This window comes from Aeromonas sp. NJAU223 (assembly GCF_051125555.1).
GTDB lineage: Bacteria > Pseudomonadota > Gammaproteobacteria > Enterobacterales > Aeromonadaceae > Aeromonas > Aeromonas veronii_G.
Map to the genome: position 1 here is coordinate 1,700,239 of NZ_CP144204.1, position 15,135 is coordinate 1,715,373.

General features: G+C 62.3%; 13 protein-coding genes and 1 riboswitch. Of the genes, 7 read left to right on the forward strand and 6 right to left on the reverse strand.

All coding sequences use genetic code 11. The features are described from left to right. Window positions 1–191: 191 nt before the first annotated feature. The 3 genes from ycfP to VZC39_RS07925 all read left to right on the forward strand — a co-directional run bounded on the left by ycfP (window position 192) and on the right by VZC39_RS07925 (window position 2,844). Complete coding sequence (gene ycfP / locus VZC39_RS07915; protein WP_349921853.1) at window positions 192–731, forward strand: alpha/beta hydrolase YcfP; 540 nt, start codon at window positions 192–194, stop codon at window positions 729–731. 81 nt (window positions 732–812) lie between these two features. Continuing rightward, the gene (locus VZC39_RS07920) at window positions 813–2,105 is read left to right on the forward strand and encodes an NAD(P)/FAD-dependent oxidoreductase (RefSeq protein ID WP_349921854.1); all 1,293 of its coding nucleotides are present in this window, start codon (window positions 813–815) and stop codon (window positions 2,103–2,105) included. A 64-nt stretch (window positions 2,106–2,169) separates the two neighbouring features. Further along, window positions 2,170–2,844 (forward strand): hypothetical protein, encoded by a 675-nt coding sequence (locus VZC39_RS07925; RefSeq protein WP_434667312.1) that lies wholly within the window; start codon window positions 2,170–2,172, stop codon window positions 2,842–2,844. A gap of 39 nt (window positions 2,845–2,883) precedes the next feature. Here VZC39_RS07925 and VZC39_RS07930 read toward each other — a convergent pair whose 3' ends face one another. Beyond that, window positions 2,884–4,092 (reverse strand): OmpP1/FadL family transporter, encoded by a 1,209-nt coding sequence (locus VZC39_RS07930; RefSeq protein WP_434667315.1) that lies wholly within the window; start codon window positions 4,090–4,092, stop codon window positions 2,884–2,886. A gap of 183 nt (window positions 4,093–4,275) precedes the next feature. On the opposite strand from VZC39_RS07930, the gene VZC39_RS07935 reads away from it, so the two are divergent. Both VZC39_RS07935 and VZC39_RS07940 read left to right on the forward strand, forming a co-directional pair. Beyond that, window positions 4,276–4,593, forward strand: a complete 318-nt coding sequence (locus tag VZC39_RS07935; protein WP_349921857.1) for a heavy metal-binding domain-containing protein — start codon at window positions 4,276–4,278, stop codon at window positions 4,591–4,593. 335 nt (window positions 4,594–4,928) lie between these two features. After that, window positions 4,929–5,939: a S66 family peptidase gene (locus tag VZC39_RS07940; protein ID WP_434667318.1), complete on the forward strand. Its 1,011-nt coding sequence runs from the start codon at window positions 4,929–4,931 to the stop codon at window positions 5,937–5,939. A gap of 202 nt (window positions 5,940–6,141) precedes the next feature. On the opposite strand, the gene VZC39_RS07945 is transcribed toward VZC39_RS07940, so the two are convergent. Then, complete coding sequence (locus tag VZC39_RS07945; RefSeq protein ID WP_434667321.1) at window positions 6,142–8,406, reverse strand: LTA synthase family protein; 2,265 nt, start codon at window positions 8,404–8,406, stop codon at window positions 6,142–6,144. Window positions 8,407–8,657: 251 nt separating this feature from the next. Between VZC39_RS07945 and VZC39_RS07950 the strand changes: the two genes are divergently transcribed. Next, window positions 8,658–9,743, forward strand: a complete 1,086-nt coding sequence (locus VZC39_RS07950) for a hypothetical protein (RefSeq protein ID WP_434667324.1) — start codon at window positions 8,658–8,660, stop codon at window positions 9,741–9,743. A 100-nt stretch (window positions 9,744–9,843) separates the two neighbouring features. On the opposite strand, the gene lysC is transcribed toward VZC39_RS07950, so the two are convergent. Then, window positions 9,844–11,196 (reverse strand): lysine-sensitive aspartokinase 3, encoded by a 1,353-nt coding sequence (lysC, locus tag VZC39_RS07955; protein ID WP_434667327.1) that lies wholly within the window; start codon window positions 11,194–11,196, stop codon window positions 9,844–9,846. A gap of 86 nt (window positions 11,197–11,282) precedes the next feature. Next, a riboswitch (Lysine riboswitch) is annotated at window positions 11,283–11,504 on the reverse strand. Window positions 11,505–11,635: 131 nt separating this feature from the next. Continuing rightward, window positions 11,636–12,964: an amino-acid N-acetyltransferase gene (gene argA / locus VZC39_RS07960; protein WP_349921861.1), complete on the reverse strand. Its 1,329-nt coding sequence runs from the start codon at window positions 12,962–12,964 to the stop codon at window positions 11,636–11,638. A gap of 248 nt (window positions 12,965–13,212) precedes the next feature. Here argA and msrA point away from each other — a divergent pair, with 248 nt between their 5' ends. After that, window positions 13,213–13,845: a peptide-methionine (S)-S-oxide reductase MsrA gene (gene msrA / locus VZC39_RS07965; protein ID WP_434667330.1), complete on the forward strand. Its 633-nt coding sequence runs from the start codon at window positions 13,213–13,215 to the stop codon at window positions 13,843–13,845. 352 nt (window positions 13,846–14,197) lie between these two features. On the opposite strand, the gene VZC39_RS07970 is transcribed toward msrA, so the two are convergent. Together VZC39_RS07970 and VZC39_RS07975 are read right to left on the reverse strand one after the other, a co-directional pair. Then, window positions 14,198–14,533: a DUF3802 family protein gene (locus VZC39_RS07970; RefSeq protein ID WP_349922424.1), complete on the reverse strand. Its 336-nt coding sequence runs from the start codon at window positions 14,531–14,533 to the stop codon at window positions 14,198–14,200. Window positions 14,534–14,581: 48 nt separating this feature from the next. Then, window positions 14,582–15,133 (reverse strand): GNAT family N-acetyltransferase, encoded by a 552-nt coding sequence (locus tag VZC39_RS07975; RefSeq protein WP_434667333.1) that lies wholly within the window; start codon window positions 15,131–15,133, stop codon window positions 14,582–14,584. Between the last annotated feature and the right edge of the window lie 2 nt (window positions 15,134–15,135).

Here is a 15,135-nt window from a genome sequence, read left to right on the forward strand (position 1 = left end):
GGGATCTTCGACTGGGCAGAGGGGGCTGGGCGGCGCTTTGTTGCACGTTCTCTGCTCAATTCGGGAGGAAAAAGGTTTTTCCGGCGGCAACCGGCGTGATCCAAAGCAAGAAAGTTGGATGTTTTGGTGGCGCGCGGCCCCGCCGCTGGAGTAGTTTCGATAGAACCGACACAGTTTCCGAGGTCTTACCCATGATCATCTACCTGCATGGCTTCGATGCCACCAGCCCGGGCAATCATGAGAAAGTGCTGCAATTGCAGTTTATCGATGATGATGTGCGCTTCGTGCACTACAGCACGGTTCATCCCCGTCACGACATGAGTCACCTGCTCAAGGAAGTGAAGAAGCAGCTCGACATGAGCACGGACCCCAAGCCCCTCATCTGCGGCGTCGGTCTCGGCGGCTACTGGAGCGAGCGGATCGGTTTTCTGTGCGGCATCAAGCAGGTGATCTTCAACCCCAATCTCGACCCGGCGCACAGCATGCAGGGCAAGATAGACAGGCCGGAAGAGTACGAGGATATCGGCACCAAGTGTGTAACCGAATTTCGTAATAAAAATTCAGGAAACTGCCTGTGCATCCTTTCCGTTCAGGATGAAATCCGCGATAATCGGGCCACTGAGCGTGAACTGAAGAACTATTACGACATCGTATGGGATGAGCGCGAGACCCATAAATTCAAGAACATCTCGCACCATCTGCAACGGATGAAGGCCTTCAAAGAAGCCTGAGCCTGCGCTATCACGTCGACCAATTTCGTTTCAGGGAGCCAATGGCTCCCTTTCGTTTTGAGGAACTAAGGGAAAATCATCATGATGAATATTGTCGTTGTTGGCGGCGGCGCCGGCGGTCTCGAGCTCGCGACCAGTCTGGGCCGCAAGCTGGGCAAGAAGAACAAGGCCAAGGTGACCCTGGTGGATCGCAACCGCACCCACCTGTGGAAACCTTTGCTGCACGAAGTGGCCACCGGCTCCATGGACGCGGGCATCGATGCCCTGAGCTACCAGTCCCACGCCAAGAATCACGGCTTCGAGTTCCAGCTCGGCAGCCTGACCGACATCAAGCGCGACGACAAACGCATCGTGCTGGCCCCCATTCACGACGAGAATGGTGAGCTGGTGGTGCACGAGCGCGAGCTCCCCTACGACTACCTGGTGATGGCCATTGGTTCGGTCTCCAACGATTTCAACACCAAGGGCATCAAGGATCACTGCATCTTCCTGGACAGTCCCTCCCAGGCCCATCGCTTCTACAACAGCATGATGAACCGCTTCCTGCAGTTCGCCACCGAATACCAGCCCGGCGACAAAGTGAAGATCGCCATCGTTGGCGGCGGCGCCACCGGGGTGGAGCTCTCCGCCGAGCTCTACAATGCGGTAGAACAGCTCTACGCCTACGGCTTCAAGAACCTCACCACCGAGAGCCTCAAGGTGACGCTGGTGGAGGCGGGTCCCCGCATCCTGCCGGCGCTGCCGGAGCGCATCAGCGGCGCCGCTCACCAGGAGCTGGTGAAACTCGGGGTGGATGTACGCACCGCCACCATGATCACCGAAGCCACCAGCGATGGGCTGCACACCAAGGATGGCGAGCTGATTGAAGCAGATCTCATGGTGTGGGCCGCCGGCATCAAGGCACCGGATTTCATGAAGGACATCGCGGGTCTTGAGACCAACCGCATCAACCAGCTGGTGGTGAAAGAGACCCTGCAGACCACCCGTGACGATCACATCTTCGTCATCGGTGACTGCGCTGCCTGCCCGCAACCGGATGGCAAGTTCGTGCCGCCGCGTGCCCAGTCTGCCCACCAGATGGCGACCCAGGCGTTCAAGAACATCCTGGCGATGATGAACGGCGGCGAGCTCAAGCCCTACCTCTACCACGACCACGGCTCTCTGGTATCGCTGAGCCGCTTCTCCACCGTGGGCAGCCTGATGGGCAACCTGATGCGCGGCTCCATGATGGTGGAAGGCTATATCGCCCGCATGGTCTATATCAGCCTGTATCGCATGCACCAGGTGGCCCTGCACGGCTACATCAAGACCGGCCTCATCATGCTGGTGGGCCGCATCAACCGGGTGCTGCGCCCGAGCATGAAGCTGCACTGATACCGCTCAGGGCCCGCCTCTCCCGGCGGGCCTTTCACTTTCCCGATATCGACGAGATCCCATCGTGAATCCAACGTCTTGCGAGGAGCAATGCCCGGCCGGAGTCGCCGAACCCCTGAAAACCCTCCTGCTGGCGGCCTGCGACATCCTGTCCCTGCTGCTGCTCACCCTGATCCCGACCCTCACTGTCGCCCTCGATCTGCGCTGGCTCCACAACGGGGTGGGGGAGATCTCCATCACCGAACTGCTGCAGGAAGGGGTCCTGCTCGCCATCGTCGTCGGCCTCTACTGGAAGGGACGGCGCCTGCCCGAGGTGCGCGCCTTCCTCTGGTTGCTTGCCGGTTTCTTCGGCTGCCTGCTGATCCGCGAGCTGGACGTCTTCTTCGACAAGATCCGGCACGGCTTCTGGCTCTATCCGGCCCTGTTGCTGGCCATGACAACCCTGCTCTACAGCTGGCGCCAGGGCTGGCAGACGCTGCTGCACGGGGCCGCTCGCTTCGCACAGCACCGCAGCGCCCTCTTCACGCTCTTTGGCTTGCTGCTGGTGGCGGTGTTCAGCCGCATGTTTGGCAGCGGCTCCCTGCTGTGGAACGAGATCCTGGGGGTGCAGATGGCCTTCGAGTTCAAGACGCCATTGCAGGAAGGGATAGAGCTGCTGGGCTACATCTATGTGGCCTACGGCATCCTGACCCAGGGCGGCTACCTGCGCCAAGAGCCGCCGGCGTCAGTTCACCGATAAAAAAACCGCTCTCGTGAGCGGTTTTTTTTGCGCAGGGGGTCAGAAACGCCTGTGGTAGTTGACGGCGAAGAAGTAGAAGTTCGGGTCGGGGTAGTGGCCGGAGAGGCCACCGAGATCGACGCTTGAGCCATCCATGTGCAGGTATTCGAATGCCACGCCGAGGCTGTCTTGCGGGTTGAAGGCGTAGCGGGCGCCGGTGCCAAGGCGCACGGCCGCGCCGCTTGGCACCGTCAGTGAGGTGTTCTGCTGATCCTCGTAGGCGCTGCTGTCATAGGCGATGCCGCCGTTGAGGGTCCACTGGGGCGTCAGGGTGTGCTGAACCCCCAGCGCCAGGTGGTAGGTGTCCTTGTACATCCCCTTGTCGGTGATGACGCGCCCGGGCAGGGTGACCTCGTTACTGTTGTATTTGCTCCAGTCCTGCCAGCCGAGGTTGCCCATGATGGCCCAGTCGTGGGTGAGCTGGTGGTAGGCGCTCAGCATCAATTGCTGGGGGCTGTTGACCAGACCGGTGACCGAGAGGCGGGCGCTTTCACCGGGCAGGCTGGGCAGGGGAATATCGCGGTCGATGTTGAAGTGATACTTCACCTCGCTGGTGTAACCCAGGCCAATGCGGGTCCCTTGATTGAATTCATAGAGTACCCCCAGCTTGCCGTTGAGGGCCCAGTCGCTGTCATCCTCCTTGTTCTCCCCGTTATTCGTGTCGCGGGTGAGAGCGAACAGGCCGTAGTTGACGCCAAGGGCCGCGCCGAGGGACCAGTGCTCATCGATGCGATAGGCCAGAGAGGGCTGCATGGTGAGGGCGAGCAGGGTAGCCTCCTTGATCTGCTGTTTGCCCGCCCAGTCTCCGTAGTCCAGCCCCAGTCCGAAGTTGCCATAGGTGGCAAAGCCGACGGACCAACGCTCGTCGAGCTGCTGGCTGTAGTAGAAGGAGGCGGCGGGGAACCAGCCGATGACGGTATCGACGTCCGACTGGGCGGGATCGTCCAGATCGTAGGGGGCGTCCCCGTAGAGCAGCTGGCCGCCGACGGTGAGCTGGCGTCCCTCCAGATGGCTCAAGCCCGCCGGGTTCATCAGCTGGACGCTGGGATCCTGGGCACGGGCGGCCATGCCCGCGGTGGCAAGCCCCAGATCGTCGGTGCCGGTTTCGTACAGATAGAGGCCGCCTGCCTGGCTTGGGGCTGCGGTGAAGAGGGCGAGGGGCAGCATTAGCCGGGGGATGAGGGGGCTTCTGGCATCAAGGCTGGTCATCTTGGTCACGCTCCTGTGATAAAGGGGTTGTTCGCACGTGGGGAGTATAGATGGCATTTGACTGTCAAATCATGTGCTTGCCATCTCCTCACATGGTAGGAGCCGGCTTATGCTATCGCGGCAGACCTGCTAACCTGACGCTGACGGCGCATCGGCGCACACAATGACCCCATAGGAGACCCCATGATCCTCTCAACGACCCCCACTCTGGAAGGCAAACCCATTCGTGAATATCGCGGCATCGTCGTGGGCGAGGCCATCCTCGGCGCCAACGTGTTCAAGGACCTGTTCGCCGGCATTCGCGACATCATCGGCGGCCGCTCCGGCGCCTATGAAAAGGAACTGGCCCGCGCCCGGGAGATCGCCTTCGGGGAGCTCAAAGAGCGGGCTGCGGCCCTCGGCGCCAACGCCGTGGTCGGTATCGACATGGATTACGAAGTGGTGGGCCAGAACGGCAGCATGCTGATGGTCAGCATCAGCGGCACCGCCGTGGTGATCTAGTCACTCCCCTGGCTACAGACCGCCCAGTTGTGAGAGCCGATCCCTGGATCGGCTTTTTTGTGCCTCGGCGCTCGTCATTGTCGGGGCGGGATCGGCGCTGCGGGGCAGCACGCTGGTCTGATGAGCACCGGCAGGATGAGGTCGCGCGTCACGGATCGACAGAAATGTTCAATTTTTCTTCACCAATTGATGAGCTTGTTTGATTTATCTAAACAAAAAGCGCCTGCTGGCAGGGGCTTTCACCCTTGTCGGCGGGGAAAACAGTGGATTAGGATGAGGCCCACTCAGAATTGCGCCGATCCCGGCGCAGAGGCCAACAGGACGGAGGCTTTCCCATGCCATTGCTCAAGCCCGCCGGGCTAAAACCCGGCGATACCATCGGTTTCTTCTCCCCCTCCAGCGCGGCCACCGCCTGGGCGCCGCACCGGTTCGAGCGTGCCAAGGCCTATCTGACGGCGCAGGGCTTCAAGCTGAGGGCTGGCAGCCTGACCGGCGTGCAGGACCACTGGCGCTCCGGCGCTATCGCCGCCCGGGCCGATGAGCTCAATGCCCTCATCCGCGATCCCAAGGTGCGCGCCATCATGTCGGTCATCGGCGGCAGCAATTCCAACTCCCTGCTGCCCTATCTCGATTACGAGGCACTGAAACGGGATCCCAAGATCCTCATCGGTTATTCGGATGTGACGGCCCTGCTGCTCGGCATCCACGCCAAGACGGGCCTGGTTACCTTCTACGGTCCGGCGCTGGTGGCGTCGTTTGGCGAGTTGCCGCCCCTGGTAGACGAGACGCTGGCCGGTTTTAAGCAAGTCTGCATGGCCGAGGGGGCCGCCGTCCCCCATGTCTTGCCGACACCGGCACAATGGAGTGACGAGCGGCTCGATTGGGAGCACCAGACCCGGGCCAAGGCGTGCCAGCCGAATCGGCTGATCTCGGTGGGGTCGGGCAAGGTGCGGGGGCGGCTTATCGGCGGCAACCTCAACACTCTGGCAGGCGTCTGGGGCTCCCCCTATATGCCGCAAATTGAGTCTGGCGATCTTCTGCTGCTGGAGGACAGCCTCAAGACGGCGGAGACGGTGGAGCGCGCCTTCACCCACCTCAAGCTGTGCGGGGTGTTCGATCGCATCGGTGGCCTCATTCTCGGCAAGCACGAGTTGTTCGACAGTCAGGGCAGCGGCAAGCGGCCGCTCGACATCCTGCTGGAGGTGGTGGGGGAGCCGCGTTTCCCCATACTGGCGGAGTTCGACTGCGCCCACACTCATCCCATGCTGACCCTGCCACTCGGTATCCAGGCCGAGCTGGACGTCGATGAGCAGCGGCTGACCTTGCTGGAATCCTGGTTGTGCTAGTGGAAGACAGATCAGGGGAACGACTGGCAGGGGAATAAAAAGAGGCCGCAGTGGCGGCCTCTTTTACATTCTGGTCGGGGGATCAAGGCAGGGCATCGGCCTTGAAGGTCATGGTCAGGATCTGCGCTTTCGCATCATGGTTTCAAGGCAGGGCATCGGCTCTGAAGGTCATGGTCAGGATCTGCGCTTTCGCGTCATGGCTTCAAGGCAGGGCATCGGCTTTGAAGCTCGCCCGGATCTGGGGAACCAGGGGGGAGGGATCGAACCCCTTCTCTTCCCCGAGCACGGGGTGGAGCAGGGGCAGATCCGGGATGGGGGCGAGATCGCCGGCCAGCAGGGCGCGGGTAGCCTGTCCCATCTGATAGAGCTGGCGCACCGGGGCGAACTGGCGCTCGAGTGCTATTCCGCTATCGCGGCGGGTGAAGGCCATCATGGGGATCTGGTAGGCGGCATCCCGGGGCGGCTTGGCGCCGTGAATGCCCTTGCCCGCCGACATCAAAAACGGCTGGTGATCCCCGAAGGCCACCACCAGGTAGCGTTTGCCTGAGTTGTCCAGGCTCTTGAGCAGCCGCTCCAGGGAGGCCATGGCATCCACCACCCCGGTGTAGTAGGTGTTGAGCAGTTGCTGGTCTGCCGCGCTCTGATCCGGGCAGGCACCGCCTCGCTGCTGGGCCTGGTAGCGATCCCCGTCGAAGGGGCCATGGCCCTGCATGGTGACCGCATAGGCGAACAGCGGCTTGTCATCCTGCTCGCTGCGCTTGAGCAGGTGATCGATGAGGGCGTCGTCGGAGATGTAGAGCCCCTTGTGCTCCAGGCTGCTGAAGCGGGTATCGAACCAGCGCTCCTGATAGCCGAGCGCCGGAATGGCCTTGGCGCGGCCCCAGAACTTCTCCACATAGGGGTGAACGAACAGGGTCTGATAGCCGCTCTGCCTGGCGCTCTGGGCCAGTCCCGGCACCTGCTCCGAGAGGTAGTAGTAGGGCACCACCCCCTGTTTGAGCAGCCCCACCGGCAAGCCGGTATTCATCTCGAACTCCGCCAGCACCGTCATGCCCCCCGTGGTGGGGGAGTGGATGGTCTTGTGCCATTGCTGCACGCCGGCGGGCAGGCTCAGGGTGGGGGCCGGGGCGCAGATCCTGCCCTGCCAGTCGAGCCAGAGCGATTCGTATTGCAGCACGATCACCAGATCGAAGCGTGGGGGCTGGGAGGCCAGGAGAGAGCCGGGCCGGGCGAGCTCGGGGGTGCGATCGTTGATCTGCAAGGGGTAGCGAAAGACGTTGCCGCTTTGCAGCATCTCGTCCACCAGGTTGAAGACGTAGAGGCCGGGGCCGGCGCGGATGATGTCCCTGTGGTAGTTCACCGCCCTGTCCACGTAGCGTACGTTGGCCCCGAGCAGCTTGTTGCTGGTCTGGGTCGCGAACACGCAGAGGGCGAAGAAGGCGACGGTGGCGGCGCTGGCGCGCAGGATCCAGCGGGAGAGGGCGAAGCGCCAGCACAGGTAGAGCAGCCCCAGGGCGCCGAGCACCGGCAACACGGGGTGCTGATCGAGCAGGATATGAACGAGCGCCAGCAGGTTGCCGAGATCGTCCCCGCCAAGGGGCACCCCGTAGATGGCTATCTTCATGAAGTTGGCGAGCAGACCGATGCCGGAGAGCGCCGTGAACACCAGCCCCATATAGAGATTGAAGCCCGCCAGGGCACACAGGCTCCAGCCCAGCACCATACTGCCCCAGGCGAGGTAGTAGTGCTCCGGCCGAAAGCCTGACCAGAGCAGAAACTCCCCGAGCTTGAACACCACGAAGCCGTGCAGCAGCACGAAGGTGAGGTTGCCGAGCAGCAGGCTGCCCAGCACCCGTGACGCCGGGCTCTGGCGCAGGCGTGGCAGCAGCACCCGCAGCACGGCGGCGCTCACCAGCAGCACCAGCAGCAGGCTGGTCATCAGATAGACGAGGTTGAAGCCACGCTCCGGCAGGGTCTGCAGGATCTGGCTGTACTCACCGCTCTCGGGTCTCTCCTTGAGCAGCAGGCCGATGCGCAGCTGATAGCGGCTGTCGAGGGCATCATCCGGCGCCCGCAGGGTGCTGTTGAGATCCAGGGTGCAGCGCTCCTTGCGACACTTCTGACGCTTGTCCACCGCCTGACTCAACTGATCGATGCGCACCCCCTTGTCGTTGAGCAGCTCCACCCGCACCTTGTCCCCCGGCTGCAGGGGCTTGAGCAACTGCCACTGACTGCTCACCACCAGATAGAGGCCGCGGCTGTCGCTCTTGTAGAGCAGGGAGTGGCGGTTGAGGGTGGCGATGGGTTGATCGGCGGGCCCCAGGATGAGCGGCTCGGCTCGCCCGAGCCAGCCGACGGGATTGAGCAGGGGCAGGGCCAGGGTCAGCAGCAAGAGTGCACTGAGCAGGCCAAACAGCAGCCTGGAGAGACGGGAGGGGGGGCTGTGACCGAACTGGGGGGCATTCATAAAAAGCTCATCCTTGGAGCGGGGTTCGCAGCCATGGCTGCATCTATTTTGACCCGATGGTGCTGGGTGGGTTCCTTGATGTCAATTTAATGACCGAAAGATGAATATTGTGTGACTGTATTGACTTGCAAATTGTGATCCCGATCCAGAGGCCGGATTGATTCTGTGATGAAAACGGCATCATGAGCGTTTGCCGCTGGTTTGCCTCTGTCTTGCTGCTTAGTCTCTCAATAACGGTCGGAGGTACATGTATGAATCCTAAGGTTGCGGCACGTCAGGCAAGGCTGCTCCAGATGCTGGAGCGCAAAGAGGAGATCCGGATCGGGCGTGAACGCGACTGTCCCCAGCCATTGGCCCAATTGCTCAAGCTGACCGAGGATCACCCTGATGTGCTCAGGGTCTATCGCCATGGCCTCACCGCCGAAGTGTTTCACCTGAAAGTCGAGGGTCATCACTGGTGCCTCAAGCGGCGCAGGGCCGATTCCCTGGTGGCCAATGTGGATGGCCAGACCGCCTTCTTGACCGAGCTGGAGCGGCGCCGGGAGATTGAAACCCTACGAGAGTTGCACCCCACCATCCTTTCTCACGTGGTCTGCACCTGCTTTGGTTCGGCCCGGGCCGGGGTGCTGGTCTCCCCCTGGCTCAGGGGGGATCCCGTCAAGACGCTGAACCGGCGCAATCTGGCGCAGATGCTGGCGGTGCAGGCCGAGCTGGCCCGCTGGGGCTGGTTTGACTGGGATCCGAGCCCGGGCAACCTGCTCGATGACGGCCAGCAGATCTCGGTGTTCGACTTTGGTTACATGTGGCCCTTCGATCCCCGCCACGAATTCAACTCCAACGGCCTGTCCGATCCCGAGTTTCACGTGCCCGAGCGGCTGGAAACTCGTACCCTCTCCGGTCTCTGGCTGGACGAGGCGGATCCCCTGCCGCTGTTTCACCACTGGCGCACCCTCTGCCTCGCCTGGGCCACGGACGAGTTGCAATACTTGCACCGGGAAGGGGCCAATCCCGCCGTGCTGGCCCGGATGCAGGCCCTGCAGGCGCGCTGGCGCACCGCCCTCGAGAGTGACGCGGCGCTGGCGGCCAACTGGTGGCAGGACATGTATCGCAGCCATCGGCTCGATATCGACGACGATCTCGGCGGCAAGAGCTGCGGCCCCCTCACGTTGCGTCGTCTCGACTGGCTGGAGAGGGCGGTGCGGGATCACTATCCATCCCTCGCAGCCAGCCTGAGCGACGAAGAGGCCGGGCTCGGTCAGCAGGGCTTGCTCGCGCGGCTCGCGGCTTTGCGCGACCCCATCAGGGAGCATCTGCTGCCACAGGCCGTCCAGGCGTAGTCGCGACAAGCGGCGACGCCACGGTGGATTGCCGATACGAAAACAAGAAGAGGGGCCTGTGGCCCCTCTTCTTGTTGATGGAGGATTGTCGTCATTGGGCTCAGTCGAGCAGCTCCTGATGGAGACGGTTGACGATGTGGCCCGCCTCGCTCTCTTTGACCAGGAAGCAGAGGTTATGGGCGCTGGCGCCGTAGCAGATCATGCGGATATTGTGCTCGCGGATGGCATCAAATACCCGGCTGCCGACCCCGGCTGCCTCACTCATGCGGTTGCCGATGAGGGCCACCAGTGCAAGATCCGTTTCCACTTCGACCTTGCACAACTGCCCCAGCTCAGCCAGCACCTTGTCGCCGAGGATGGGTTCGCCGTTGCTCTGGCTGCCGGTGTGATCCAGGGTGAGTGACACGCTCACCTCGGAGGTGGTGATGAGATCCACCGAGATGCGATGGCGCGCCAGGATGCCGAACACTTCGGCCAAAAAGCCGTAGGCGTGGAACATGTTGAGGCTGTGCAGGGTGACCAGCACCTGGGAGCGGCGCAGGGCCACGGCCCGGAACAGCGGGTTGGTGGTGGTGCTGGCGCGGATCCAGGTGCCGCCTGCAGCCGGATCCTTGGCGGAGCCGACGAAGACCGGAATGTCCTGGCGCAGGGCCGGCTGCAGGGTGGCCGGATGCAGTACCTTGGCGCCGAAGGTGGCCATCTCGGCCGCCTCCACGAAGCTGATTTCGGGAATGGGACGGGCCCGGGTGACGAGGCGCGGATCCGTGGTGTAGATGCCGGGCACGTCGGTCCAGATCTCGATGCTGCTGGCATCCAGCGCCTCGGCCAGCAGGGCCGCGCTGTAGTCGGAGCCCCCGCGTCCCAGGGTAGTGGTACGGCCATCGCCGTCGGCGCCGATGAAGCCCTGGGTGATGACCAGGCTGTCGCCAAGCAGGGGGCCCAGGCTGGCCTGGCAGAGGGTGCGGGTGGCGGCGAGATCCACGCTCGCCTTGCCAAAGCGGCTGTCGGTGCGCATCAGCTGGCGCGCATCCTGCCACTGGGCCTTGACGCCGCGCTGGTGCAGCAGCTCGGTAAAGAGGCGGGTCGACATCAGTTCACCGCAGGCGATGAGCCTGTCGGCGAGTTCAGCGTCCGTGTGCAACTGGGCCTGACGGGCCATGGTACGGATCTCGGCGAGCTGAGCGTGGATGATGGCGCTCACATCGCCAGGTTCCCCCAGCGCCGTCAGTATGGCCTGCTGAATGTCGGCGAGCCGGGCGAGCTGGGCATCCTGACCCGCCTCGTCCAGTTCCCCTTGCGCCAGACTCACCAGCAGGTTGGTGACGCCGGCGCTGGCACTCAGCACCACCACCCGGGTCGCCGGATTGGCCAGTACCACGTCGGCACAATGGTTCATGGCCGCGGCATCGGCGACACTGGTTCCGCCGAACTTGGCGACGTTGATCTGGCTCATAACATACTCCTGTCTCAAGGTGAAAATCCGGTTTCAGCAGGCAAAAGAGAGGAGGAGGCGATAAATGGCAGGAAAACACGAGGGTCCCGGCCAGAAGCACTCCATCCGCGGTGCCCATCCCACAGACATCCTGATGGATGCCTGTGGGATGCACACGACCGATGACAACCCGGGGGATTCAGCCCCCGCAGCCGACGTGGTGGTCTCCAGCGACCCGCCTCGTCTCGGCGCTGCTCCCCCTGACCCAAGTTCACCGGACGCTGGCGTCCTCCCTTGGGCTGCCTGGGCAGCGCTCCTCTTCTGGTGCCACCCTGAGGTGGCGTGCATGTAGAAATACCCTGCACTGGAATGCACTGTCAATCGAGTTTGCAAAAAAATCAACAATCGACAGGAACCAGACACAAGATCAATCAGTTAGCTAAATGCTTCGTACAAAGAGTTACGCGATAGTCTTGGACAATACCTTGGATCTGCGCTGCCAGTTGTAGAAGCGCTGGCGCGCCACTGGCAAGTCTTCCACCTCCAGCGGCTCGAAGCCCCGTTCCCGGAACCAGTGAATGGAGCGGGTGGTGAGCACGAACAGACGCTCGATACCGAGCCGTTTGGCCCGCTCGGCCACCTTGGCGATCAGCTGATCCCCACGGTTGGAGTTGCGGTAATCCGGGTGGATGGCGACGCAGGCCATCTCGGCCATGGCCTCCTCCATGAAGCAGTAGAGGGCGGCGCAGCCGATGATGAGACCGTCCCGCTCGATGATGGTGAACTTGTCGATCTCCATCTCCAGTTGCTCGCGGGAGCGGCGCACCAGTATGCCTTCCTCTTCCAGCGGGCGGATGAGGTCCAGGATGCCGCCGATGTCTTCGATGGCGGCGGCCCGCGCCCGCTCGGCACTTTCGCGCACTATCTGGGTGCCGAGGCCGTCGCGGCTGAACAGCTCCTGCAACATGGCGCCGTCATCCTGATAGCTCACCAGGTGGGAGCGGGGCACGCCGCCGCGACACGAAGCGATGGCCGCGCGCAGGTAACGGGCGGTGCCGGACATCTCTTCCCCTGCCTGCTCCAGCTCCACCAGGAGCTCTTCGGCCTGCTCGGGGAAGAGCTCGGAGATGGCCTCGCCGTGCCTGTCCATGACCCCCTGGGTGCTACTGAAACAGATGAGCTTGTCCGCTTTCAGATCCACCGCCACCCGCCGTGCCACCTCTTCCGAGCTCAGGTTGAAGCTCTCGCCGGTGACCGAGCAGCCGATGGGGGAGATGAGCACCATGGCCTGCTGATCCAGCTGGCGACGGATCCCCTCCACATCGATGCGGCGCACCCGGCCGCTGTGGCAGTAGTCGACGCCATCCTCCACCCCGAGCGGCTGGGCGGTGACGAAGTTGCCACTCACCACGCTCAGGCGTGCCCCCTGCATGGGGGTGTTGGCGATCCCCATGGAGAGCTGGGCCGTGATGTCGTACTGCAGCCCGCCACACACCTGTTTGATGAGGTCGAAGCTCTGATCGTCGGTGACCCGGATGCGCTTGTGGTACTGCGCCTCGATGCCGGCCCGGGCCAGCGCCTCGTCGTTCTGCGGGCGGGAGCCGAACACCAGTACCAGCCGGATGCCGAGGGTCTGCAACAGGGCGATGTCGGTGACGATGTTGGCAAAGTTGGGGTGGCAGATGGCTTCGCCCCCCATCATCAGCACGAAGGTGGCGCCTCTGTGCACGTTGACATAGGGGGTGGATTGCCGAAAGGCATAGACCAGGCTGGGTTCGCGTTCACGCACTTGAGACTTCTTCCATAAAAAAACAGCAATTTGCCCAATATATGAAAATAAATTCACAAATCAAGACTAAATATTGATTTGGTGGCTGTTGCTGCCATTTATCTCCTCCAGGGGGAGGGGAGAGGACGGGAAACTGGCGTGGGTCAGGCGGCGTCCGGCCAAGTTGATCCCATGCCATAACCTGTTATCTTCGATACTCCTTTTCGTCAGTCGCGGCATTTCGCGAGTTTTATACAAGGACAGGGCATATGGAGCAGATTATTTCACCGGCAGAGGCGCTGCCGGGTCGACGTGAGGCGCTGGTGATTGGCCAGCAGCACGCGGTCAATGGCCATCCGACTCAGGGACCCTGGCCCGAGGGGCTGGAGTCCGCCTGGTTTGGTATGGGTTGCTTCTGGGGCGTGGAGCGCCTGTTCTGGCAGCAGCCTGGCGTCTATTCCACCGCCGCCGGTTATCAGGGGGGGCTGACTCCGAACCCCACATACAAGGAGGTGTGCAGCGGTCTGACCGGTCATGCGGAGACGGTGCAGGTGATCTTCGATCCCAAGGTCATCAGCTACGGCGCCCTGCTCAAGCTGTTCTGGGAGCAGCACGATCCGGCCCAGGGCATGCGCCAGGGCGGGGATGTGGGCACCCAGTATCGCTCGGTGATCTTCGTCGGGGACGAGAGCCAGGAAGCCATCGCCCAGCAGAGCCTGGCCGCCTTCCAGCAGGCCATGGCGGCGAGCGGTGACGGGCGTACCATCACCACCCGCATCCTGCCGCTGGCTCCCTTCTACTATGCCGAGGATTACCACCAGCAATATCTGGAGAAGAATCCGGAAGGCTATTGTGGCCTCGGGGGAATCGGGGTCTGTCTGCCCCCCAGCCTGAATCGCTGAGTGCAAAACATGCTAAAAAGGGGCCGTTCAGGCCCCTTTTTAATGGCTAGACGAGAGAAACACAAAGAAACGAGTGAAACGGAAAGAAAATTGAAAAAAATCTGTCACGGCGGGGAACTTAACTGAACTGGCGCTGACTAAACAGGTAGCTACCAAGGACGGCAGCCAAGACCAGACACATTTTTCTTGCCTCGAGATTCATTCAACTTAGACAAGCGCGATGAATTGAAAATGATAGCAAGCAGGGCTGCCCCAGAGGCGGCCCTTTTCATGTCTGCTGCATGTCTGCTGCATTGTATCGCGGAGCAATCAGCGGGTTGACGAGGAACCGTGCAGGACGTGCCAATCAGCGTTAGCGGATGGCGCTGTCGAACAGGTTCTTGATGAGATCGATGAATTCATCGAGGAAGGCTTGCTGGGCCGGCGTGGGGGCGCGCAGCCAGACCGCGGAGAGCACCTCTTCCAGATCGGCGACCACGGCGTCGGCCTCCTGCATGATGAGAAAACGCACCTTGGCGTCGAGCTGGGGGTTTTGCTCGCAGATGGTCATCAGGTTGTCGGCTACCCGGCCGCTCACCAGATCCTCGATGGTCTGGCTGCCCGTGCCCGCCTGCTGGCTCTCGAACAGGGCCAGACTCTCGACCAGATACTCGATCAGCGCAATGTACCCTTCGCTCTCTACCACCATGCTGGCTGCCTTCATTCAATCTGTGGAAAGTGGGCCGTATTTTAGTGGCTACCCCTGGCTTGGCAAGCGACAGTGCAGGCGATGACGGATAAAACTGACTCCGCCTCGTTCAACGGTTTCCAATCCGGTCTGCTCAAAGCCGTGGCGCAAGAATAGCCCCAGGCTGAAGGCGCTCGCCTCCGTGGTGAGCAGAGGCAGGCTGCGGCGCCGGGCAAATTGCATGGCGGTCTCCAGCAGACGGCCGCCGAGCCCCTGTCGCTGATGATGTGGGCTCACATAGAGCAGGCTCAGGTGGCCGTCATCGCTCAGGGTCACAAAGCCAAGGGGAGCGGGCTCGACGGTCTCTTTTCCTGCCATGTGCCCCTCACCTTGCGGTTTTGCGCGTGTGATGACCCAGCCGTGGTGCTCACGCAACTGGGCCGCAAGACCAGGATGGCTGGCCCCTTGAGCCCACTGCTCCACTTGTTCGGGACTGTAGTGCTCGGGGCCTGTTTGGCGCACCGACTGCTCGAACAGGGCGAGCAGGGCCGGGATATGACCCTCGTCCAGGGGAACGACTTGGTAGGTGGCTGGGTTTTGGGATTGAGAGGCGTCAGACATGG

Coding starts and splice junctions, on each gene's coding strand:
- VZC39_RS07930 (WP_434667315.1), bottom strand. CDS start 4,092: ATGACCAGCCTTGATGCCAGAAGCCCCCTCATCCCCCGGCTAATGCTG.
- ycfP (WP_349921853.1), top strand. CDS start 192: ATGATCATCTACCTGCATGGCTTCGATGCCACCAGCCCGGGCAATCAT.
- lysC (WP_434667327.1), bottom strand. CDS start 11,196: ATGAGCCAGATCAACGTCGCCAAGTTCGGCGGAACCAGTGTCGCCGAT.
- VZC39_RS07975 (WP_434667333.1), bottom strand. CDS start 15,133: ATGTCTGACGCCTCTCAATCCCAAAACCCAGCCACCTACCAAGTCGTT.
- VZC39_RS07970 (WP_349922424.1), bottom strand. CDS start 14,533: ATGGTGGTAGAGAGCGAAGGGTACATTGCGCTGATCGAGTATCTGGTC.
- VZC39_RS07950 (WP_434667324.1), top strand. CDS start 8,658: ATGAATCCTAAGGTTGCGGCACGTCAGGCAAGGCTGCTCCAGATGCTG.
- VZC39_RS07945 (WP_434667321.1), bottom strand. CDS start 8,406: ATGAATGCCCCCCAGTTCGGTCACAGCCCCCCCTCCCGTCTCTCCAGG.
- msrA (WP_434667330.1), top strand. CDS start 13,213: ATGGAGCAGATTATTTCACCGGCAGAGGCGCTGCCGGGTCGACGTGAG.
- VZC39_RS07940 (WP_434667318.1), top strand. CDS start 4,929: ATGCCATTGCTCAAGCCCGCCGGGCTAAAACCCGGCGATACCATCGGT.
- VZC39_RS07920 (WP_349921854.1), top strand. CDS start 813: ATGATGAATATTGTCGTTGTTGGCGGCGGCGCCGGCGGTCTCGAGCTC.
- VZC39_RS07935 (WP_349921857.1), top strand. CDS start 4,276: ATGATCCTCTCAACGACCCCCACTCTGGAAGGCAAACCCATTCGTGAA.